The following is a 19,910-nucleotide window of genomic DNA, read 5'->3' on the forward strand; positions in this document are numbered from 1 at the left end:
GTTACTGGGCCGTCGGCTCACTGCCAGACTGCTGGTCAGCATCACTTTGCGCCAGCGTGTCATAGAAGGCCTTGGCCCCGGGATGTAACGGCGCCACCAGATTATCGTCCATGGTGTTACGGTCAAACTGCTTAAGCGCGCCAACCGAGACCTGATCGCTGCCCACGTAGTCATAAAGCCGCTTGGTCAGCTCCTGAGCAACATCATCGCGCATCGAAGCCGGCACGATCAGCATGTTGCGGATCGCCACGGTATCTACCGCCTCATTCAGACCATAGCGCTCGGGCGCGTTGGCAGGAATCTGATAGGTATCGTAATAGGGATAGGCCTCAAGCAGCTTGTTGGCAATGTCACCCTCGATCGGCACGAAGGTAATATCACTGCTCTGCATCAGCCCGGTAATGTTGCTGTTGGGTACGCCGGAGGTGAAGAAAGCAGCATCGAGATTACCGTTGCTCATTTCGGTAACGCTGTCGGCATAACCGGTGTGACTTACACGCGAAAGATCGTCATAAGAAAGCCCAGCCGCCTCAAGCACGATCTTGGCGCTCTGCTCGACGCCGGAACCGACCTGCCCGACACCGATGCGCTTGCCCGCCATATCCTGAACATTATGAATGCCGCTTTCAGCAGTGGCGACGACTTGCACAACGTTGGGATAAAGCCCGGCCAGCCCACGCAGGTCAACCTTGTTACCTTCGAACTGGCCCCGTCCGTTGACAGCGTCATAGACCACATCACTCATCACGATGGCTATCTGATTGAGGCCATCCTGAATATTCTGGATGTTCTGAACCGAAGCCCCCGTCGACACGACCTGAACGTTCTCGATCACATCGCTGCGCTCAAACACGCCTTTAAGCGCACCTCCGATAGCGTAATAGCTGCCCGAGGTGCCGCCGGTTCCGAAGATCAGCCCGACCGGCTCAGCATTAGCCTGACTATTCTGCGTCTGGGTATCGTTACTTGTACTCTGCGTTTGTTCGTTGTTTTGAGCAGACCCCTCATTGCTGCCTGTATCGCTATCACCGCACCCTGTCAGCGCCACACTGAAAAAACCGATTAACGCGGCCAGCGTTAAAGAACGATATGTCATGGCAGTCCCCTATTTTTGAACGTTGCTTTCTAAGTCTTGGCTGCGATTAGTACTAGTTATCGCGCCAGCTTATAGAGGACTGCCAGTAGGCGACAATTTTAGCGCCCACTTCTTTAGTCTAATAACGCGACAGGCCGCCCTTAAGGCGGCCTGTTCATTACCGGCACGATGGGTGCCATCAAAACTGACTAAGCGCTACGCGGAATCTATTATTGCGACGATGAGCGTGCCCATATATTGATGCCGCTCTCCACCGCATATTGATCGATCTCGTTCAACTCATCCTGAGTGAACGACAGGTGCTTCAACGCTGCGACATTATCTTCGATCTGACCGGGACGGCTGGCGCCAATCAATACCGAAGTAACCCGCTCGTCACGCAAAAGCCAGGCCAGCGCCAACTGGGCAAGACTCTGGCCGCGCCGGGTAGCGATCTCGTTTAGCTTGCGTGCCCGCTCGATGTTCTCCTCGCTCAGATGCGCCTGTTGCAGCGACCCCCCACCGGCCTTGTTGATACGTGCATCTTCAGGAATACCGTTGAGATACTTGCCGGTCAAAAGCCCCTGCGCCAGCGGTGTGAAGGCGATACAACCGATCCCCTCATCGGCGAGCGTGTCGAGCAGATCTTCTTCAACCCAGCGGTTGAACATATTGTAGGACGGCTGGTGAATAAGGCATGGCACCTTCCACTCGGCCAGAAGCTGCGTCATCTCCCGCGTCTTCGCGGCGGAATAGGAAGAGATCCCGACATAGAGCGCCTTGCCTTGCTGCACTGCCGTGGCAAGCGCCGAAGCCGTTTCTTCCAGCGGCGTATCAGGGTCGAAGCGATGAGAATAGAAGATATCGACGTAATCGAGCCCCATGCGCTTGAGGCTCTGGTCGAGGCTCGCCAGCACATACTTGCGGCCGCCACCGCCCTGGCCGTAGGGGCCCGGCCACATATCGTAGCCCGCCTTGGAAGAGATGATCAGTTCATCGCGGTAGGGCTTGAAATCCTCGCGCAGCAGCCGACCAAAATTGGTTTCAGCACTGCCGGGCGGTGGGCCATAGTTATTGGCCAGATCGAAATGAGTAATACCGAGATCGAATGCGGTACGCAGCATCTGGCGTTGATTGTCGAGCGAGTCGACATCACCGAAATTGTGCCACAACCCCAGCGACAGCGCAGGCAACTTCAGTCCACTACGCCCGCAGGTGCGATACAGCATGTCATCGTAACGTGATGATGCAGCTTGGTAGATCAACGTCTCATCCTCGTGGTGAATTCCGTTTCGGCCGCCTGACGAGCTAACTGCCTCGACGTCAGGGCACACCCGTTAACAGGATACCAGAGCAAGCGATAGACGAAGCGAGCGTATCACCAAAGCATGATAGTTAGGCGGTATGCCTGCTTATCCATGCGTGGTCAGCCAGGTTTCGGCCAGTGTCCAGCCTCCCAGGCTAATAAACAAAAGTGTCGAGGCGATATGAATAGGACGCATCGGCAGACGGCAGGAGAAACGACATCCGAGCCATAGCACCGGCGTGTTGGCCACCATCATGCCAAGCGTAGAGCCGAGCGCAACCTTGATGAAGTCATGAAAACGCGCACCGAGCAGAATCGTTGCAAACTGCGTCTTGTCACCCAGCTCTGCCAGGCTGAAGAGCACAAACGAGGTCATAAAGACGCCGTACTTGAGCTTACTCTGATCAAACTCAGGGTCATCGTCCGGCTTGAGCATCCATAGCCCGATCGCCACAAAGGCAAAACCGGTGAAGATATTCATCGTATAAGGGTCGATAAATGATGCCAGCGCACCGCCGAGCCACGCCGATACGGCGTGATTGAGGAGTGAAGAGAGAAGGATTGCCCAGAAGATAGGCCAGGGGCGTTGAAATCTGACAGCCAGTAGCAGCGCCAAGAGCTGAGTCTTGTCACCGAGTTCAGCCAGCGCAACGGATCCAAAAGAGACGAACAAAGCTTCCAACGTGACACTCCAGGGCCAATTCACCAGATCACCGCACATACTTTCCAACGTATGTGTATCGATGTCTGAGTCTCGTCAGGCCAAGGATGGCTATTCATACCATGGCGTGAACCGTCAACGACGACGCCAATCATGTTGATATGAATCTCCTGATGATCGCTTACCGGGATCAAAAAGAGCGACTACTCCCCCAAAACGAGAGGAACGATACCCCATCGAATTGAGGATGACAAACCAACACTGCAAATCAACTCATTTGAAAACAGGCACTTAGCGCTAAAGTTATTAACCCACAAACAATATTTATACCCGGGTTAAAAAATAAATTCTTTGGCAACTTTACAGGTTTCAAGTAAAAACAAAGACCTAGGAAAACACTCAAGTAATACACTTATTTTCTATCTGTATTTTATTTTTTAATTAAGCGAAATGAATTATTAGAATTTCTCAACATAAATGCTTTCAACATGAATAGAAAGAAACACACCATTTTGCTCTAAGCGACACTCAGCGCACAGCACGTCAAGCGCTTATGGTTATCATGCCAGCGTCTCATGAACGGCCCATGATATATTGCTTTCTCACCCCTTCCTAAAACCCAGGTGACAGGTATTTATGACGGCGCAGGTCAAGCTTTACACACCCAACCAGGTCAGAGCCGGCACGTTCTTTGGCGGTCCACTGGTCGCCGTGTACTTCATCTACCTCAACTTCAAACATCTTGAGCGTCACCAAGAAGCAGGCAAGACGCTCAACTATGGCGCCATGTTTATTGTATTGATTACCGCATTTTCGCTACTGGCCAGCGGTAGTGCGTCAACGATTATCAGCATCTTCGTCAGCGTGGGCTATACCCTCGTGGCGGGCGCCATTGTCGAACGCAAACAGCTCAGCAAGACCATCATCAATGATGAAGCACGCTATAGCGCGTATTCCAACTGGCGAGTGGCCGGCGCTACGTTAGCTGGCTTGATCGTTTATATGCTGGTTCTGCTGCTGCTGGTGTCACTACTCAGTGGAAGCTGATCTCAATGCTTCAGGTGCCACCCCACTGAATCCATGTCTTGCCGCTTATCATTCAGCTGGTGGTGTCGTTAGCGAACTATCATTATGCTTGACGTTCAGAGCGTTAATTTTTTCACCGCCCCGATAATCCATCAGTGCAGGAATCCCATGACGAGTACCACGCGCCAGCAGCCCGCTACTACTCCCGTTCCTAAACCTCAGCATCAAGCCGCCCTTGCCCATCACCTGGCGGTCGGTGATGCTGTGGTAACGACCTTGCTCGACACCTCGATGCAGGGGTCACTCGCAATCCTCACCAACATCGACGAAGCCAAGGCCCAGCAACTGCACGCCGCCAGCCGTCGCGCCGAGCCACGCATCACGCTGAACGCCTTTCTCGTCAACCTTGACGACCGACTGATCCTGATCGATACCGGCATCGGCATCTACGCCGGCGAGTCCGGCAGCTATATGCGCCAAGCACTCGACTCGATTGGCGTCGCGCCGGAGGCGATCGACACGGTATTGCTGACCCACCTGCACGCCGACCATGTCGGCGGCCTGATCGACGCAGACGACAACGCACTCTTTCCCAATGCGACGGTGATGGCACCGGCGCGTGAGCTAGAGTTCTGGACCGGTGACGACGCTGACAGTCTGCCTGAATCACGTCAGAAGCATGTCCAGGCTGCCCGGCGCGCACTCGCGTCCTATGCTGATCGCATTAAGGAACTCAACGGTGGCGAGGTGCTGCCTGGTATCGAGATGGTTGCTCTGCCAGGGCATACGCCAGGGCACTGCGGCTACATGATCACCTCTGGCAATGAGCAGTTACTGATCTGGGGCGATATCGTCCATCTGCCGGCAATCCAGCTACCATGCCCTCAGACCGGTATCATGTTTGACGTTGATGCCGAGCAGGCACAAAAAACGCGCCTCGAACTGCTGGCGCAGGTAGCGCGCGACGGCACGCGAGTGGCCGGCATGCATCTTGAGTTCCCTGCCATTGGCCATATTGCAAATGATGGCGAAGGCTACCTCTTCCTGCCGATCAGCTGGCAGCCACGCGTTTGACCTGAGTGTGTGCGCCGGAGCGTTATCGGCGCACACACGGATGCCTGAGTACGCCCTTACATGCACAGCAGGCATCCTTAATCTTTTTTTGCTCTTGATCGATGGAAACACCAGCCCGTGTCTGAGACATCTACCACTGATCACGCTGCACGCTCAGCGCCCACGCCCTGGACAATTATTATCCTGCTGGCGTTAACTGCCTTCGGCGCCGCGGCGTCACAACGTCTACTTGACCCACTGCTGCCGCGCCTGGCCGAGGAATATCAGCGCTCGCTTGGTGCTACCTCATTGGTCGTGACCGCCTATGCCATCGCCTACGCCCTGCTGCAACTGGTGCTGGGGCCCTTCGGAGACCGCTACGGCAAACTCAAGGTAATTGCCATCGCCGCGACGGTAGCTGCCGGTGCCACCGTGTTGTGTGCGTTGGCCAGTACGCTTGAAACCCTGATTGCGGCACGCATTCTGGTCGGCATGGCCTGTGCCGCGGTCATTCCGCTGTCGATGGCATGGATCGGCGATAACATTCCCTATGAACAGCGTCAGCCGGTGCTGGCGCGTTTTTTGATCGGGCAGATCTGTGGGCTCGCCTGCGGTCAGGCGTTCGGCGGGCTCGCTGCCGAACAGTCTTACTGGCAGTGGCCATTCATCGTTTACGCTGTGCTGTTTCTGCTCGCCGCTCTGCTACTGTTCAAACGCACCGCTGGCATAGCACGTCCGCCGCGCAGCGGCTCAGGCAATCTACTCGTCAATCTGAAGGGCGTACTGGACATCGCCTGGGCGCGGATCGTGCTGGGCACCGTGTTATGCGAGGGCATATTCATCTTTGGTGCTTTCGCCTTCCTTCCCAGCTATCTGCATTATGCTGGCGGTCTGGCGTTATCGACGGCGGGGCTGGTAATGGCAACCTTTGCCCTCGGTGGGCTGACCTTTGCGTTATTCGCGCGCCGGCTAGTGCCGCTACTCGGTGAGAAATGGCTGGCAGGCGGCGGCGCGCTACTGATCAGTGTAGCGCTGCTGGCACTTTATCTATGGCCCCATGCGGCTCCTGCCACGCCGGCCAGTTTCGCGTTCGGGCTCGGCTTCTACATGCTTCACAACACGTTGCAGACCCACGCCACCCAGATGGCACCAACCCGGCGCGGTGCCGCGGTATCGCTGTTTGCCACTGCTTTCTTCACCGGTCAGTCAATTGGCATCGCTGCTGCTGGTCTGCTGGCACAGTACGAGGGCATTACCACTGTACTGATGATCAGCGCGCTCGCCATCGTACCGATCGGTTTCGGGTTTGCCTGGCTATTGGCGCGGCGCGATCGTCTGCTCAAGCCCGCTACCTAGTATTACTCGCGGGGCTTGGACTCAGGCCTTGGGAAAGAAATTATAGTTAAGCTCGCGTGACACGATAGTGGCCAGACCGAAGCTGGCCTTAAACCACAGCCGCCGCTCGTCGACCAGCGAAATTGCTGCCATTGGCACCTCAAAGGTACACGCGATAAATTTTATAAGGAATTCAAAGTGTTTCACGGGCGGTGTATCGAGAATATGCAGACGGTGAAGCGCCTCGAGACGCCGTTGCTCCCACTCCCCGTAAGAGCCGTCTTCATGCAACATGGCTGCTTCCTTCTGGCCGGGCAGCCTGTCTGCTCATGCCGCTTGCGATTGTCAGGACAGGCTACCGTTTCGTCTGCTTACAGCGCAGCACCGATAGCAAGTGACCGATAAGATGGATTCTGTTTACCTGCCTTTTATCGGCACAGCATCGTCCTTAATTAGGCCCCGTCTGATTTACTGCATTATGTGTCAGCATCACCAACAACCGATTACACAGCCACGTGCCGGCCCGAGTGATGTCTTCCAACGTGGCGTCAGCATAGCCAAGCACTAACCCTGCGCGCGCCGGTCGGCCCAGATAGTGCCGTGCTAGCGGACGCAGCACGATGCCGTATTCTGCACCTTCGGCTACCAAGACCATCTCGTCCATACCAGCCGGCAGCCAAGCGAGCAGGTGCATGCCGGCATGCCCCGCTGACAGCTCAACGCCTTTTGCCACCACCGGCGCCAATACCTTGCGCAGGCAGGACTGGCGCTGGCGATAACAATCGCGCATGCGCCGCACATGACGAGCAAAATGACCACGCGCGATGAACTCGGCCAGCGCAGCCTGGGTGGCATACTGTCCCTCGCGATAAATACGCGCATTGACGGCGCGAAACGGCGTGACCAGCGTTTTGGGCACGACCAGATAGCCGAGCCGCAGACCGGGGTACATTACCTTGCTGAAGGTGCCGAGATAGAGCACTCGACCATCTGCATTCAGCCCCTGCAGAGCTGCAAGTGGCCGCGTGTCATAGCGAAATTCGCTGTCATAATCGTCCTCTATGATCCAAGCCCGGTGCGCCTCGGCCAGGGCGAGCAGCTCGAGCCGCCTGTCCAGTGTCATCGTCACACCACTTGGGTACTGATGCGACGGGGTAACGTAGATCAGCTTCGGCCGGCTGGCCGCGGGTGCGTCCTCCGGCACCAAACCGTGCTCATCGACTGATACCGGCTGCACGTCGAGTTCCGCACCGATCAGGCTTGCCTGAGCACCCGCGTAACCTGGCTCTTCAATCCATGCTGTATCACCGGCATCGCACAGCAGCCGCGTGATGAGTTCGAAGCCCTGCTGCGCGCCGCTGGTAATGATGATTTGCTCCGAGGTACAGCGCACCGAACGCGAAAGGCGTAGATAGTCACATAGCGCCTCGCGCAGCGCCGGCAAGCCACCTTGATCCTGATAGTTAAACCATTCCTGCGGCGCGCGGCGCAGGTGGCGCATCACTAACCGTTGCCACAGCGCATACGGAAACTGATCGAGCGCTGGCACGCCGGGAGCAAAGGCACCGCCACGTCCGCGGGCCAATGCACTGCGCGCGGCCAGTTGTTGGCCACGTGCGGACAGGGCTGCGTCATTATAAGACGCTGGAGCTTCCTTGCTTATCGTCTCAAGCGCCAGCCCGGCAACAAAGGTACCGGCACCGTGTCGCGTAAGCAGAAACCCCTCGGCGATCAACTGATCGTAGGCGCCAAGCACCGTATTGCGTCCGATGCCGAGCGCACGGGCCAAAGAACGTGATGACGGTAGCGCACTGCCGCCACCTAGCTGTCCGTCGCGGATCCAGCCACGCAGGGCTTGGTAAAGTCGATGACGCAAGGGCAGTACACCATCATCCGCCAGCATCATCAGTAATGCCTCAACGATCCAATCGGCCTGCCCCCGCGTTGATTTCAGTGGTTCCATCAAACTCCCTCAAAGTGGTGCTTATGCAGGAACCATTATCCAACTAGCCTAACGTCAATGTCTTCATTACCTATTCTCATGTTCAGGAATTCCGACCATGCCCGACTCCCTTGTACTCGAATACCCCGCGCCCGAGCCTGCGGCAAGCGCTACTTTCATGCTGTCCAAACTGCATTACCACTGTGATGCCTGGGACCTCGCCGAAGATCTTAAAAACGGCGTCGAAGATATTATTGTGATTGATGCTCGCTCGCGTGAGCACTACCACAGCGGCCATATCCCCGGTGCGATCAGCCTGCCCCACCGTGAAATGAATGAAACGACCACCGCCTCGCTGGCCGGTGACAAGGTCTATGTCGTCTACTGTGACGGCATCGGCTGTAATGGCTCGACCAAAGGCGCTTATAAACTTGCCTGTCATGGCTTCAAGGTAAAGGAACTGCTTGGCGGACTCGATTTTTGGCAGCGTGACGGCCATCCCACCGTCCATGGTGATGCACCGGGATCGATGCGTGGCGCGACACTCACCGACTGTGGCTGTGCCTGAGAAACGCTTATCGAGAGTAAGTAAAGTGATGAACGGGATAACAACAAACAAGGAACCGCCATGACAGCCCTGCCACCGCGCCATGAATTCAATGCCTTCGATCAGCCGATCGGCCTGGAGGTGCCCGATTGGCAGGGCGCTGCCTATCCCGCACGGGTCATGCTCGAAGGCCACTTCTGCCGCATCGAGCCGCTCGATACTACTCGCCACGGTGCAGCGCTTTGCACGGCGATGAAGGAGCCCGGTGCCGAACGCAACTGGACCTATATGCTGGCAGGCCCATTTGTCAGCAACGAAGACTACCTTGCCTGGCTCACGCAGATGGCATGCAGCAGCGATCCGCTGTTTTTTGCCATCATCGACACCGACAGTGGTGACGCGGTGGGCGTGGCCAGCTACCTACGCATCGACGCCAACAACGGCGTGATCGAGATCGGCCATCTCAACTTCTCTCCACGCCTGCAGCGCACCCCGGCAGCGACAGAGGCAATGTATCTGCTGATGAAACATGCCTTCGCGCTCGGCTATCGTCGCTACGAGTGGAAATGCCATGCCCTCAATCAACCGTCGTGCAACGCCGCACTGCGACTGGGCTTTCGCTTCGAGGGGATCTTTCGTCAAGCGATGGTGCTCAAGGGGCGCAACCGCGACACATCCTGGTACTCCATCATCGACAGCGAGTGGCCAGCCTGCGCGGCGGCCTTCGAGCGCTGGTTGGCAAAGGATAATTTCGATACTGAGGGTCGGCAGCGCCACTCGCTCGCCGCGCTGCGTGCCGAACTGACAGGCCGGGAGCCACGCTGATGTACTGCCCCACGCCGTTTATCGAGAAGAATGCGGACACGCTACAGGGCTGGATAGATAACTATCCGTTTGCCTCGTTAGTCAGCCACTATGCGGATGGCCTCACTGCCGATCATCTGCCATTGATGTTTGATCCCAACGAGGGTGAGCACGGCGTATTACGCGGCCATATCGCCCGTGCCAACCCGCTGTGGAAAAATCTCTCCACTGGCGTGTCGGTAATGGCGCTCTTTCATGGCCCGCAGGCCTACGTGACACCGAGCTGGTACCCGGCTAAACGCGAGCATGGCCGCGTCGTGCCGACCTGGAATTACATGGTTGTACACGTCCACGGCCGGCTACGCTTCATCGACGACCCTGCCTGGCTAAGGAGACGGCTTGCCGAGCTGAGCGACCGCTTCGAGAAGCCTCGTCAGAAGCCGTGGCATCTCGATGATGCTCCGGAGAATTTCATCGAAGGTATGTGCCGTGCCGTGATCGGCGTTGAAATCAAGATCACTCGGCTGGAGGGCAAGCGTAAGGCCAGCCAGCATAAGCCCGAAGACGAACGTCGCGAGATTCATGCTGGCCTGCGGGATTATGGCTATAACAGTGAAGACGCGACGTTACTCAGCAGCTATCAAGCGGATTGAACCCGGTTCAGCCCAACCCAGAGAGCCCATGCGCTGCGTGGCGCTCTCCATGACTGGCATCTGGTCCATTACTCCAGAATGATCAAGCGATTGGGCAGCTCGTTGCGCTCGTGGGTAGCGGGCACGTGTCGTTTAAGTTGCTCACCGCAGGATTCGATACACTCGAGAAACCCCTTGAGAGTTTCACCCTGGCTGACATGACGAGTGAAGGTTTCGACTGAAGCCTGCCAGGTATCATCACTCAGTCGGCTGGAGATGCCCCGATCCACCAGGATTTCCACGTACCGCTCCGCTTCCGAGACGAAAATCAGCATGCCGGTGCCGCCTTCGGTGCAGTGCAGGTTCTGCTCGAGAAACTGGTACCGTGCCAGGCTTGAGGCTCGCCAGTGACGGACGCTGCGTGGAATAAGCCGAGTGGTGATTTTGGGAATGTGAAAGATCAGACTCAACACAATAAATGTCGCCCACTGCACCAGCAGCATCTCATGTACACTTAGCCAGCCGGGAAAATAATTGATGGCGCCAGGCACCACCAGCGCGATGAGGCCCGCCCACAACAACGGAATGTAGGTATAACTATCGGCCTGGGCAGCAAGTACCGTCACCAGTTCAGCGTCCGTTTCGCGCTCGATCCGGGTGATGGCCTCTGCTACTTGGCGCTGATCGCTCTCGCTCAATAAGGACATGCGTTCTCTATGCTCAGTGAATTGATATTTGTTGATTGACACTGTCGAATCACCAGCCGCCCGAAGCACCGCCGCCGCCGAAACCACCGCCACCGCCGCCAAAGCCACCGCCGCCCCCGAGACCACCGCCGCCACCGCGACCGCCGCCTAGCAGCGAGCCGAGCAGTACACCGGTGATCAGGCCGCGCCCGCCGCCACCACCGCCACGTCCGCCTCGGCCACCGCCGCTGCGTACAATCATCATGACAATAGCGAACAGTACGAAGAACAGCAGCGACATAGGGCCTTCACCCTGTCCGGATGCCTGGCGTTGCTGATCTCCCGTAGTCGTCCCTTGAGGGTCGCCGCCGAGCACGTCAATGATCGCCTGGGTGCCTTCGGCAATACCACGCTCGAAATCGCCCTGTCTAAATGCCGGCAGGATGATCTGATTGATGATTATTGAGGACTGCGCATCGGTCAGCCGCCCTTCCAGCCCATAGCCGACCTCGATACGCACCTTGCGGTCGTCACGGGCGACGATCAACAGCGCGCCGTTATCCTCGCCCTGCTGTCCGATGCCCCACTGACGCCCCAGCTGGTAACCATAATCTTCAATGGCGTAACCCTGCAGATCAGGTACGGTCACCACCACGACCTGCTCGGAGGTGGCCTGCTCATGCGCGGCCAACATCTGGGTCAACTGGGCTTCGGTCTGGCCGTCGAGCAATTCGGCCTGATCGACGACCCGTCCGCTGAGCTCAGGGAAATCAGGTTGCTGCTGCGCCTGGGCTGCAAAGGTGCAGACCAAGAGCAGGGATAGAAACGACAAGCGCAGTAGATAAACCATCAGAATGTCACCTGTGGCGCCTGATCCGCATTGGGCGATGTCGCCTCGAAGTTGGCGCGAATGGACATATCACTGTACATCAGGCTATGCCAGAGGCGACCCGGGAAGGTGCGAATCTCGGTGTTGTAGCGCTCGACCGCCTGGATGAAGTCGCGACGAGCCACCGCGATGCGGTTTTCAGTCCCTTCCAACTGAGATTGCAGGGCGAGAAAATTCTGATTGGATTTCAGTTCAGGGTAGCGCTCTGATACGGCCATCAAGCGGCTCAGGGCTCCCGTCAGCTGGCTTTGCGCCTGCTCGAACTGCTGAAGCTTCTGCGGATCATCCAGTGAATCGGCATCGATATTGATAGACGTTGCCTTGGAGCGCGCCTCAATGACAGCCGTCAGCGTTTCCTGTTCATGGTTGGCATAGCCTTTGACCGTTTCTACCAGATTAGGCACCAGATCTGCACGGCGCTGATACTGGTTTTCTACCTGGGCCCAGGCAGATTTAACCTGCTCATCATACTTCGGAATGTTATTGATACCGCAGCCCGACAGAAAAAGCGTCATGGCGAGGAGGACAACCCACTGCCAGCGATAACGATTGGGGATTAGTCCCGGCCTAGTTTGCATGGTTGGTTCATTCCCGGTCGTTGAAAAAATAGCGATGTTATTGCTTATCTCCCTTCAGGGTAGACGGCCAAGCCCCCTACGAGAAGAGTAAAAGCCAACGGCCTCGCGCTTTTCTCTACACACGTTCGCTCAAAGCTGCCCCAAAGCGCCCCGTAAGAAGATGAAAGGAGTAATAAATACCTATAGTGCGCCTGCCTTGACCAGCCTTACCCAAGCTACCTAGATCCTTGTAAAACAACAGGATGCTTTAACTATTGCTAATTTCTGCCGATAGGGTAGATTCCCCGGTCCTTATCCTAAGGTCGTATCCTTTCAGAGAAGCTGTGCATGAAAAAGCATATTATCGCCGCCCTCTGCCTGAGTCTGTCAGTGCTTTCCGTACAGGCCCAGGCGGAGGATAGTGCTCCTGTTGATGTGGTCTTGATCGGCGGCGGCATCATGAGTACCACGCTGGGCACTTATCTTGAAGAGCTCGAACCGGACTGGACGATCGCCATGTACGAACGTCTGGACAAAGTAGCGGAAGAAAGCTCCAACGGCTGGAACAACGCCGGCACCGGTCACTCGGCGTTCTGCGAGATGAACTACACCCCGGAGCGGGAAGACGGCACCATCGACGTCTCCAAACCGCCCAAGATTACCGAAGGCTTTGAAATCTCGCGTCAGTTCTGGGCCCATCAGGTCAAGCGGGGCGTACTCGAGAATCCTCACTCCTTCATTAATACCACGCCGCACATGAGCTTCGTGTGGGGTGACGACAACGTAGCGTATCTGCACAAGCGTTATGACACGATGCAGCAAAACGCACTTTATAAAGGTATGCAGTATTCTGAAGACCCCGCCCAGATCAAGCAGTGGGCACCGCTGATCATGGAAGGCCGTGACCCGTCGCAGAAGGTCGCCGCGACCTGGATGCCGGTGGGTACCGACGTCAACTACGGCGAGATTACCCGCCAGCTGGCAGGCTCGCTCACCAAGCATGACCGCTTCACGCTGTCGCTGAACAGTGAAGTGCGCGACATCAAGCGCAATGATGATGGCACCTGGAAAGTCACGGTTGCAGATCTGAGCAATAACGGCCAGGAAACCTCGGTTAACGCCAAGTTCGTCTTTATCGGTGCCGGCGGTGCGGCGCTGCCGCTGCTGCAGAAATCCGGCATCCCTGAAGCTGACGGCTATGCCGGCTTCCCGGTGGGCGGGCAGTTCCTGGTCACGACCAACCCTGAGGTGGTCAGCCGCCACAACGTCAAGGCCTACGGCAAGGCGGCAGTAGGCTCACCACCGATGTCGGTACCGCACATCGATGCCCGCCAGATTGACGGCAAGTCGGCGGTGCTGTTCGGACCGTTCGCGACCTTCTCGACCAAGTTCTTGAAGAACGGCTCGCTGACTGACCTGTTCGGTTCGATGACCACGAGCAACACCTGGCCGATGGCGCAGGTAGGCATGGACCATTTCGACCTGGTTCAGTATCTGGTCGGCCAGCTGATGCTCTCCGAGGATGATCGTTTCGAGGCGCTGCGTGAATACTATCCTGAAGCCCGCAAGGCAGATTGGAAGCTGTGGACTGCCGGTCAGCGCGTTCAGATCATCAAGAAAAATGCGGACGGTGATGGCATCCTGCAGTTCGGCACCGAAGTCGTCAGCTCTGAAGATGGCTCTATTTCCGCACTGCTAGGCGCGTCTCCAGGCGCCTCGACCGCCGCGCCGATCATGCTCCATCTGATGGAGAAGGTCTTCAAGGACAAGGTCGCTTCCGAACAGTGGCAGGCCAAGCTGAAAGAGATCATTCCGTCCTACGGCCAGTCAATGGACAACAATGCTGAACTGATCAGCCAGGTTCGTGGCTACACCAATAATGTGCTTCAACTAGAAGGGGCAGATGCGGCACCTTCAAACGAAGAAAAAGAGGTTACAGCGCAGCTGTAAGCTTGATCCGTTTGTTGAAGTGCTAATGCCTGACGGCCTCTTACGGAGGCCGTTTTTTATGTCTTGCCAGAGCGTTGAGTCTGCATCAATTGACGCCCCGGCTATTGGTAACGTCAAAGGTACCCTCTGTGCAGACGCCGCCGAGTTGACTTAAAATACGCCGCGCCCGCAGTGAGCTATGGGCCTGCCTTAATAACCCCGGTCCGTCCTTTACGTGGACGACTGCCAGGAGATGTACATGACACAAGCGACCATGCGCCCCCCAATTGTCGTGGCGGCGCTGTACAAGTTCGTCACGCTGGAAGACTACGTCGCACTGCGCGAACCGGTGCTCGAAACAATGCGCGCCAACGAAATCAAGGGCACGCTGCTGCTCGCCGAGGAAGGCATCAACGGCACCGTATCCGGTACGCGTGTGGCTATCGACACCCTGCTGGCCTGGCTCAAGGCCGACCCGCGCTTTGTCGACATTGACCACAAGGAGTCGTACTGCGACGAGCAGCCGTTCTACCGCACCAAGGTCAAGCTCAAGAAGGAGATCGTCACCCTCGGCGTGCCGGGCATCGATCCGAACAAGAAGGTGGGCACCTACGTCGAGCCACGTGACTGGAATAACGTGATTTCCGACCCCGAAGTGCTGGTCATCGACACCCGCAACGATTACGAAGTCTCGATCGGCTCATTCGAAGGCGCGATCAATCCCGAGACCACCTCGTTTCGCGAGTTCCCCGACTACGTCAAGGCGCATTACGACCCGGCCAAGCACAAGAAGGTCGCCATGTTCTGTACCGGCGGCATCCGCTGCGAGAAGGCCTCAAGCTACATGCTCAATGAAGGGTTTGAGGAAGTCTTTCACCTGAAGGGCGGTATTCTCAAATACCTCGAAGAGGTCCCCGAGCAGGAGACGCTGTGGCGCGGTGATTGTTTTGTGTTCGACAACCGTGTGACCGTACGTCATGACCTGAGCGAAGGCGAGTTTGAACAGTGCCACGCCTGCCGGATGCCGATATCTAACGAGGATCAGGCCTCAGAACACTATACCCCGGGGATCAGTTGCCCACATTGCTGGGACTCACTGCCTGAGAAAACGCGCGCCAGTGCCCGCGAACGCCAAAAGCAGATCGAACTGGCGCGGGCACGAAATGAGCCGCACCCGCTTGGCTACAATCCACGTCAGCAGAGCAAGCGCGAAGAAGCGTGATGCGGATTGACTGAACGCCGCTGGACTGATCTCGTAGTGAGCTCATAACATAAAAAAGCCGCTTCACTCATGAAGCGGCTTTTTTGTATCACTCTACCCTGCCTCGTCTCTCAAAGCCTGATGGCTATCGCATTCACCTTTTCAAAAAGGCCGATCCACCTATCACTAGGTCGGCACTCAAATAATTCAAGAACTCGACAAGCCTGATCTGGACGTAAGCTTAATTTAAAATTAAGCTTGTGATTAGTTAGCACGTTATCGATTAATTTCCGCTACTGCCTCATCTCGACCAACGGCCTTTTCTGGTTGACGTATCCCCACGTATTTCAACGCCGAGATAACGTCATTTGATTCGCTGGCAGACGCAGCAATAGCGATACGCCTAGACAGGATCCCCGGCATGGCTTGTCATTTCTCCTCACTCGATCCAGCGGCCTCAGCACGAGAAGCCGACCCGTCCCTTAACAAGGCGATAGCCGCTGAACTGGTCAATACCACTCTCGCTGCTAATGACACCTGTATAGAGGCGACAGGCATCGCCAGGGCCGCCTCGGATAACACGGTACTGCAAAAGGCAGGCGGTCTGCTCAAGGCCGATGTCAGCGTCGTGGTCCGTCATGGCCGCATGACGGTCTGCAAGGATTACCAGCGCTGGCGCCGCACACCGCTGGCCCCTCTGGCGCATTACCTGATGCGCCGCGAGGCACGACTACTGCGGCGTCTCAATGATTGGCCGCACTCGCCATCATTTGAAGGCTTTGCCAATCGCTACGCCTTTTTCATGGAATATGTCCCAGGCGCAGACCTCAAGACCGCAGTGGCTTCGGGACAGAAGGTATCGTTTTCGAAAGTGGTCGACGCTGTCGCTGGTCTGCATCGCCACGATATCGTTCATAACGATATTCGCGGCTCCAATATCCTGGTTGCTGAGGATGGCCGCATCGTCATCATCGATTTCGCCTCAGCGCTCTATGCCCCTAAAGGCCGGCCCTTGCATCCCCTCATGCGTCGCATGAGACGCCTGGACATCGCCGGCACGCTCAAGTTCAAACATCGCCTGACCGGCAAGGCGCTGACGCCCGTCGAGCGCAGGCTCAAGGCAAAGCCGCAGTGGTTCAAGGGGCTACAGCAGGGTTGGAAAAAGAAGGTACTGCCTGTCCTGCGCAGCACCTGAACCAGTCATGACATTACGTCTCGCTGGCCGGCGTATCTTCCAGCCATTTACACCACTGCGCAATGACGTGTTCACGGTGAGCATGAAACTCGGCCTCACGCACCAGCGGGCCATGCTTGGTCAGCGAGTTGCGATGACTGGTGTTGCGCAGGGCAAGGTAGGCCGTACGCAGCTGCTCGGCTTCCTCGGCAGATAATTTTCCGCAGGATTCAAGCGTTTCAATGATGCGAATGTTATCGGTGTAGGTCATAAGCGCCGGTGCCTCATGACTCATTGCCAGCACTGCGAACTGGTTGAGAAATTCAATGTCGACCAGCCCGCCGGGGTCCTGCTTCAAGTGAAACAGCCCCTCTTCCCGCGCGTTGGGACTGCTGCCTAGATGTTCACGCATCTTATGGCGCATCGTCACCACCTCCTGCCTGAGCGTGGCGATGTCGCGCCGTTGCGAGAGTACGTTACGGCGCACCTGCTCGAAGCGTGCCATCAGCTCGGGATCCCCGACAATGGCGCGCGCGCGCACCAGCGCCTGATGCTCCCAGGTCCAGGCCTTCTTGTGCTGATAGTCGGTAAACGCATCTAGCGTAGTGACCAAAAGCCCTGCGTTGCCGGAGGGCCGCAGCCGCATATCGACCTCATAAAGCGTGCCACTCGCCGTCGCCGCAGTGAGGATATGAATGATGCGCTGCCCCAGCCGGGTAAAAAAGACCGGATTATCGAGGGCACGTTTACCATCGGTGCTGCCTTTGGCGTCCGCATCGTGAATGAACACCAGGTCAAGATCCGAACCGTAGCCGAGCTCGATACCGCCGAGCTTACCGTAGCCGACAATGATGAAGCTCGGTTCATGCGCCGCACCGGAATGGCGCCGTGGATAGCCGTATTTCTGTGTCACGCTGCGCCACGCCATCGCCAGCACCGCTTCCAGCACCACCTCGGCGATATAGGTCAGATAATCGCTGACCTTCATCAGCGGCCGCGCGCCAGCAATATCTGAAGCAGCAACATGCAAAAGACGGGAATGTCGGAACGCCCGTAACGCATCAAGCTGCGCTTCTTCATCCTCTTCGGGAAGGCGCGTCAACATCTGACGCAGCTCATCACGCAACTGGTCTTTATCTGCAGGAGAGTAAAGCGACTGCGGTGATAACAGCTCATCAAGCAACATCGGATGACGAGCCAGCTGCTCGCTGATCCAGGCACTCGCCGCACACAGCCCCACGAACTGCTCAAGCGCCTGAGGATTCTCGCGCAACAGCGAGAGATAAGCGGTACGACGCAGCACCGCCTCGACCAGCGGCAGCACCCGCTCCAGCACAGTATCGGGCGCCTCCTGCTCGGCAATTTGTGCCAGGAGCATGGGCATCAACGCCTCAAGGCGCTCAAAGCCCACTCGCTGCATGGCGGTTACGGCGCGCGACTGACGCAGGGTACGTACCCGCTTCAGCGCATGTGCAGCATCGGTAAATCCCGCCTCCTCCAGCAGCGTATGCGCCTCCTCATCATCAAGCGCATCCTGCCATAGCGCACGCCATTCGCCGAGCGACGCCGTGGAGTCATCCTGACCACTCTCTTCCTCATCGTCAGGGGCGGAGATCACGGCATCGAAGTGCTGCCTTACCCGGGATCGTACCTGTTCAAGACGTGCCGCCAACCCAACCCAACTTTCTTCGCCCAGCGCCAATGCCAGCCGCGCACGGCCAAGCTCGTCATCAGGCAGCGTTTGGGTCTGCCGATCTTGCTGGGCCTGGAGGGCGTGTTCGAGATCGCGCAGGAAAACATAATCCGCATGCAGCTCATCGACGTCTCTCTTCGTCAGCAGGTCAAGTTCGGGCAGTTGCTCAAGCGCCGCGTGGAGTGATGGCGTCTGTAGTTCGGTATCGCGCCCCCCGCGGATCAGCTGAAAGGCTTGAACCACGAATTCAACCTCACGAATCCCGCCGGAGCCGAGCTTGATATTGGATTCCATCCCGCGCCGCTTCACTTCGCGATTGATCATTTGCTTCATTTCACGCAGCGACTCGATCGCGCCGAAATCGATGTAGCGGCGATAAATGAACGGCTTGAGCATGGCCAGCAGACGATGGCCGGCATCGATATCGCCCGCCACCGGACGCGCCTTGAGCATGGCGTAGCGCTCCCACTCACGGCCCTGATCCTGATAATAAGTCATCAATGTATTGAAATTGCCGACCAGCGGGCCACCGTCACCAAGCGGACGCAGGCGCATATCGACGCGGAAGGCAAAGCCGTCAATAGTGATCGCATCCAGTGCGGCGATCAGCTTCTGGCCGAGCTTGGTGAAATACTCCTGATGATCGTAGGCCCGTTTACCGCCCTGGGTTGTGCCCCGCTCAGGATAGGCAAAAATCAGATCAATATCGGAGGAGAGGTTGAGCTCACCCGCGCCGAGTTTGCCCATGCCGAGCACGACAAGACGCTGGTCACGTCCCTCGCCGTCCGGCTGCGGCAGCCCCCAGCGCGGCGCGAAGTGCGCCTCCAACCAGGCCAGCGCCGCTTCAAGACAGACCTCTGCCAGCCGGGTCACAGCCGACGCCGTTTCCCACATATCGCTGGCCCCCGTCAGGTCACGCCAGATAATGGCGACCATGCGCGCACGCCGGAAGCGGCGAATGATGGCGTGCAGCGTCGCCTCGTCCTCAGCCGCCTGCACCGCCTCAAACAGCGCTTGCCATAGCGGGCGAGCATCAATGGCATGCTCAAGCTCGCCACTATCGATCAGGCGCCTGAGCAATTCGCTATCGCGCGTCAGCGATTCAGCCGCGAAATCAGAAAGCGCCACGACACGTACCAGCTGCTCACGGCGTGCATCATCAAGCGACTCAAGCAGCGCATCATTTACATTGTCCAGGGCCTGTCGGGCACAGGAGCCAAGCAGATCGGGAAGTGCATTGACGAAGGGAGCGAAGGAAGCAGTCATCGATATCTCCTGGCATTTGTTACAGCATAATCAACCCCGGCCAACTGCCGCAAAGTAATGCTGCACATCGCCATTGGATTCAGCGGAACGACGAGAGAACCGACCCAATGCTTCAACACTTGCTGACTATTGTT

The 19,910-nt window shown here is 57.1% G+C and carries 18 protein-coding genes; 9 read left to right on the plus strand and 9 right to left on the minus strand.

The annotated features are described in order from the left end of the window. Window position 1 precedes the first annotated feature (1 nt). The 3 genes from C3Z11_RS02655 to C3Z11_RS02665 form a co-directional block, all read right to left on the minus strand. Window positions 2-1,096 carry a TAXI family TRAP transporter solute-binding subunit gene (locus tag C3Z11_RS02655; protein WP_106476021.1) on the minus strand — a complete coding sequence of 365 codons (1,095 nt, stop codon included), beginning with the start codon at window positions 1,094-1,096 and terminating at the stop codon, window positions 2-4. A gap of 209 nt (window positions 1,097-1,305) precedes the next feature. Then, entirely contained in the window at window positions 1,306-2,340 is a 1,035-nt protein-coding gene (gene mgrA, locus C3Z11_RS02660; protein WP_106476023.1) for an L-glyceraldehyde 3-phosphate reductase, read from the minus strand. Window positions 2,341-2,487: 147 nt separating this feature from the next. Next, window positions 2,488-3,063, minus strand: coding sequence for a TMEM165/GDT1 family protein (locus C3Z11_RS02665; RefSeq protein ID WP_262927195.1), 576 nt, complete (start codon window positions 3,061-3,063; stop codon window positions 2,488-2,490). A 615-nt stretch (window positions 3,064-3,678) separates the two neighbouring features. On the opposite strand from C3Z11_RS02665, the gene C3Z11_RS02670 reads away from it, so the two are divergent. The 3 genes from C3Z11_RS02670 (at window position 3,679) to C3Z11_RS02680 (ending at window position 6,477) form a co-directional block, all read left to right on the plus strand. Further along, window positions 3,679-4,089 (plus strand): hypothetical protein, encoded by a 411-nt coding sequence (locus C3Z11_RS02670; RefSeq protein WP_106476026.1) that lies wholly within the window; start codon window positions 3,679-3,681, stop codon window positions 4,087-4,089. A gap of 147 nt (window positions 4,090-4,236) precedes the next feature. Further along, entirely contained in the window at window positions 4,237-5,142 is a 906-nt protein-coding gene (locus C3Z11_RS02675) for an MBL fold metallo-hydrolase (RefSeq protein WP_106476028.1), read from the plus strand. A 117-nt stretch (window positions 5,143-5,259) separates the two neighbouring features. Continuing rightward, window positions 5,260-6,477 (plus strand): MFS transporter, encoded by a 1,218-nt coding sequence (locus tag C3Z11_RS02680; protein WP_106476030.1) that lies wholly within the window; start codon window positions 5,260-5,262, stop codon window positions 6,475-6,477. 21 nt (window positions 6,478-6,498) lie between these two features. Here the strand turns inward: C3Z11_RS02680 and C3Z11_RS02685 are convergent, their stop codons facing one another. Together C3Z11_RS02685 and pdxR are read right to left on the minus strand one after the other, a co-directional pair. Further along, entirely contained in the window at window positions 6,499-6,750 is a 252-nt protein-coding gene (locus tag C3Z11_RS02685) for a hypothetical protein (protein ID WP_106476032.1), read from the minus strand. A 154-nt stretch (window positions 6,751-6,904) separates the two neighbouring features. Further along, window positions 6,905-8,419, minus strand: a complete 1,515-nt coding sequence (gene pdxR, locus C3Z11_RS02690; RefSeq protein ID WP_106476034.1) for a MocR-like pyridoxine biosynthesis transcription factor PdxR — start codon at window positions 8,417-8,419, stop codon at window positions 6,905-6,907. 97 nt (window positions 8,420-8,516) lie between these two features. Here pdxR and C3Z11_RS02695 point away from each other — a divergent pair, with 97 nt between their 5' ends. Genes C3Z11_RS02695 through C3Z11_RS02705 form a run of 3 tightly spaced genes read left to right on the plus strand, consistent with a single transcriptional unit; the run spans window position 8,517 to window position 10,402 of the window. Further along, window positions 8,517-8,966, plus strand: coding sequence for a rhodanese-like domain-containing protein (locus C3Z11_RS02695; RefSeq protein WP_106476036.1), 450 nt, complete (start codon window positions 8,517-8,519; stop codon window positions 8,964-8,966). Between the two features lie 60 nt (window positions 8,967-9,026). Continuing rightward, window positions 9,027-9,770 carry a GNAT family N-acetyltransferase gene (locus C3Z11_RS02700; protein ID WP_106476037.1) on the plus strand — a complete coding sequence of 248 codons (744 nt, stop codon included), beginning with the start codon at window positions 9,027-9,029 and terminating at the stop codon, window positions 9,768-9,770. Beyond that, window positions 9,770-10,402 carry an FMN-binding negative transcriptional regulator gene (locus C3Z11_RS02705; RefSeq protein WP_106476039.1) on the plus strand — a complete coding sequence of 211 codons (633 nt, stop codon included), beginning with the start codon at window positions 9,770-9,772 and terminating at the stop codon, window positions 10,400-10,402. Before C3Z11_RS02700 ends, C3Z11_RS02705 begins: the two co-directional genes overlap by 1 nt. 68 nt (window positions 10,403-10,470) lie before the next feature. Here the strand turns inward: C3Z11_RS02705 and C3Z11_RS02710 are convergent, their stop codons facing one another. From C3Z11_RS02710 to C3Z11_RS02720, 3 genes are read right to left on the minus strand one after another with little or no spacing between them, the layout of a single operon-like run. Next, window positions 10,471-11,088, minus strand: a complete 618-nt coding sequence (locus tag C3Z11_RS02710) for a TPM domain-containing protein (RefSeq protein WP_106476041.1) — start codon at window positions 11,086-11,088, stop codon at window positions 10,471-10,473. 49 nt (window positions 11,089-11,137) lie between these two features. Then, complete coding sequence (locus C3Z11_RS02715; protein WP_106476043.1) at window positions 11,138-11,917, minus strand: TPM domain-containing protein; 780 nt, start codon at window positions 11,915-11,917, stop codon at window positions 11,138-11,140. Continuing rightward, the gene (locus C3Z11_RS02720) at window positions 11,917-12,534 is read right to left on the minus strand and encodes a LemA family protein (RefSeq protein WP_106476044.1); all 618 of its coding nucleotides are present in this window, start codon (window positions 12,532-12,534) and stop codon (window positions 11,917-11,919) included. Before C3Z11_RS02720 ends, C3Z11_RS02715 begins: the two co-directional genes overlap by 1 nt. Window positions 12,535-12,861: 327 nt before the next feature. On the opposite strand from C3Z11_RS02720, the gene mqo reads away from it, so the two are divergent. The 3 genes from mqo to C3Z11_RS02735 all read left to right on the plus strand — a co-directional run bounded on the left by mqo (window position 12,862) and on the right by C3Z11_RS02735 (window position 16,838). After that, on the plus strand, window positions 12,862-14,463 hold the full coding sequence (mqo, locus tag C3Z11_RS02725; protein WP_106476047.1) for a malate dehydrogenase (quinone): 1,602 nt from the start codon (window positions 12,862-12,864) through the stop codon (window positions 14,461-14,463). A gap of 238 nt (window positions 14,464-14,701) precedes the next feature. Beyond that, window positions 14,702-15,664 (plus strand): oxygen-dependent tRNA uridine(34) hydroxylase TrhO, encoded by a 963-nt coding sequence (trhO, locus tag C3Z11_RS02730; protein WP_106476049.1) that lies wholly within the window; start codon window positions 14,702-14,704, stop codon window positions 15,662-15,664. A 400-nt stretch (window positions 15,665-16,064) separates the two neighbouring features. Beyond that, window positions 16,065-16,838, plus strand: a complete 774-nt coding sequence (locus C3Z11_RS02735) for a protein kinase domain-containing protein (RefSeq protein WP_106476051.1) — start codon at window positions 16,065-16,067, stop codon at window positions 16,836-16,838. A gap of 13 nt (window positions 16,839-16,851) precedes the next feature. Here C3Z11_RS02735 and glnE read toward each other — a convergent pair whose 3' ends face one another. Next, entirely contained in the window at window positions 16,852-19,776 is a 2,925-nt protein-coding gene (glnE, locus tag C3Z11_RS02740; RefSeq protein WP_106476053.1) for a bifunctional [glutamate--ammonia ligase]-adenylyl-L-tyrosine phosphorylase/[glutamate--ammonia-ligase] adenylyltransferase, read from the minus strand. Window positions 19,777-19,910: the final 134 nt, after the last annotated feature.

Source organism: Phytohalomonas tamaricis, from assembly GCF_003012345.1.
Lineage (GTDB): Bacteria > Pseudomonadota > Gammaproteobacteria > Pseudomonadales > Halomonadaceae > Phytohalomonas > Phytohalomonas tamaricis.

Bases quoted from the DNA above. Each gene is read 5' to 3' on its own strand.
- C3Z11_RS02655 (WP_106476021.1), bottom strand. From the start codon at position 1,096: ATGACATATCGTTCTTTAACGCTGGCCGCGTTAATCGGTTTTTTCAGT.
- C3Z11_RS02670 (WP_106476026.1), top strand. From the start codon at position 3,679: ATGACGGCGCAGGTCAAGCTTTACACACCCAACCAGGTCAGAGCCGGC.
- C3Z11_RS02675 (WP_106476028.1), top strand. From the start codon at position 4,237: ATGACGAGTACCACGCGCCAGCAGCCCGCTACTACTCCCGTTCCTAAA.
- C3Z11_RS02685 (WP_106476032.1), bottom strand. From the start codon at position 6,750: ATGTTGCATGAAGACGGCTCTTACGGGGAGTGGGAGCAACGGCGTCTC.
- pdxR (WP_106476034.1), bottom strand. From the start codon at position 8,419: ATGGAACCACTGAAATCAACGCGGGGGCAGGCCGATTGGATCGTTGAG.
- C3Z11_RS02695 (WP_106476036.1), top strand. From the start codon at position 8,517: ATGCCCGACTCCCTTGTACTCGAATACCCCGCGCCCGAGCCTGCGGCA.
- C3Z11_RS02700 (WP_106476037.1), top strand. From the start codon at position 9,027: ATGACAGCCCTGCCACCGCGCCATGAATTCAATGCCTTCGATCAGCCG.
- C3Z11_RS02705 (WP_106476039.1), top strand. From the start codon at position 9,770: ATGTACTGCCCCACGCCGTTTATCGAGAAGAATGCGGACACGCTACAG.
- C3Z11_RS02710 (WP_106476041.1), bottom strand. From the start codon at position 11,088: ATGTCCTTATTGAGCGAGAGCGATCAGCGCCAAGTAGCAGAGGCCATC.
- C3Z11_RS02715 (WP_106476043.1), bottom strand. From the start codon at position 11,917: ATGGTTTATCTACTGCGCTTGTCGTTTCTATCCCTGCTCTTGGTCTGC.
- C3Z11_RS02720 (WP_106476044.1), bottom strand. From the start codon at position 12,534: ATGCAAACTAGGCCGGGACTAATCCCCAATCGTTATCGCTGGCAGTGG.
- mqo (WP_106476047.1), top strand. From the start codon at position 12,862: ATGAAAAAGCATATTATCGCCGCCCTCTGCCTGAGTCTGTCAGTGCTT.
- trhO (WP_106476049.1), top strand. From the start codon at position 14,702: ATGACACAAGCGACCATGCGCCCCCCAATTGTCGTGGCGGCGCTGTAC.
- C3Z11_RS02735 (WP_106476051.1), top strand. From the start codon at position 16,065: ATGGCTTGTCATTTCTCCTCACTCGATCCAGCGGCCTCAGCACGAGAA.
- glnE (WP_106476053.1), bottom strand. From the start codon at position 19,776: ATGACTGCTTCCTTCGCTCCCTTCGTCAATGCACTTCCCGATCTGCTT.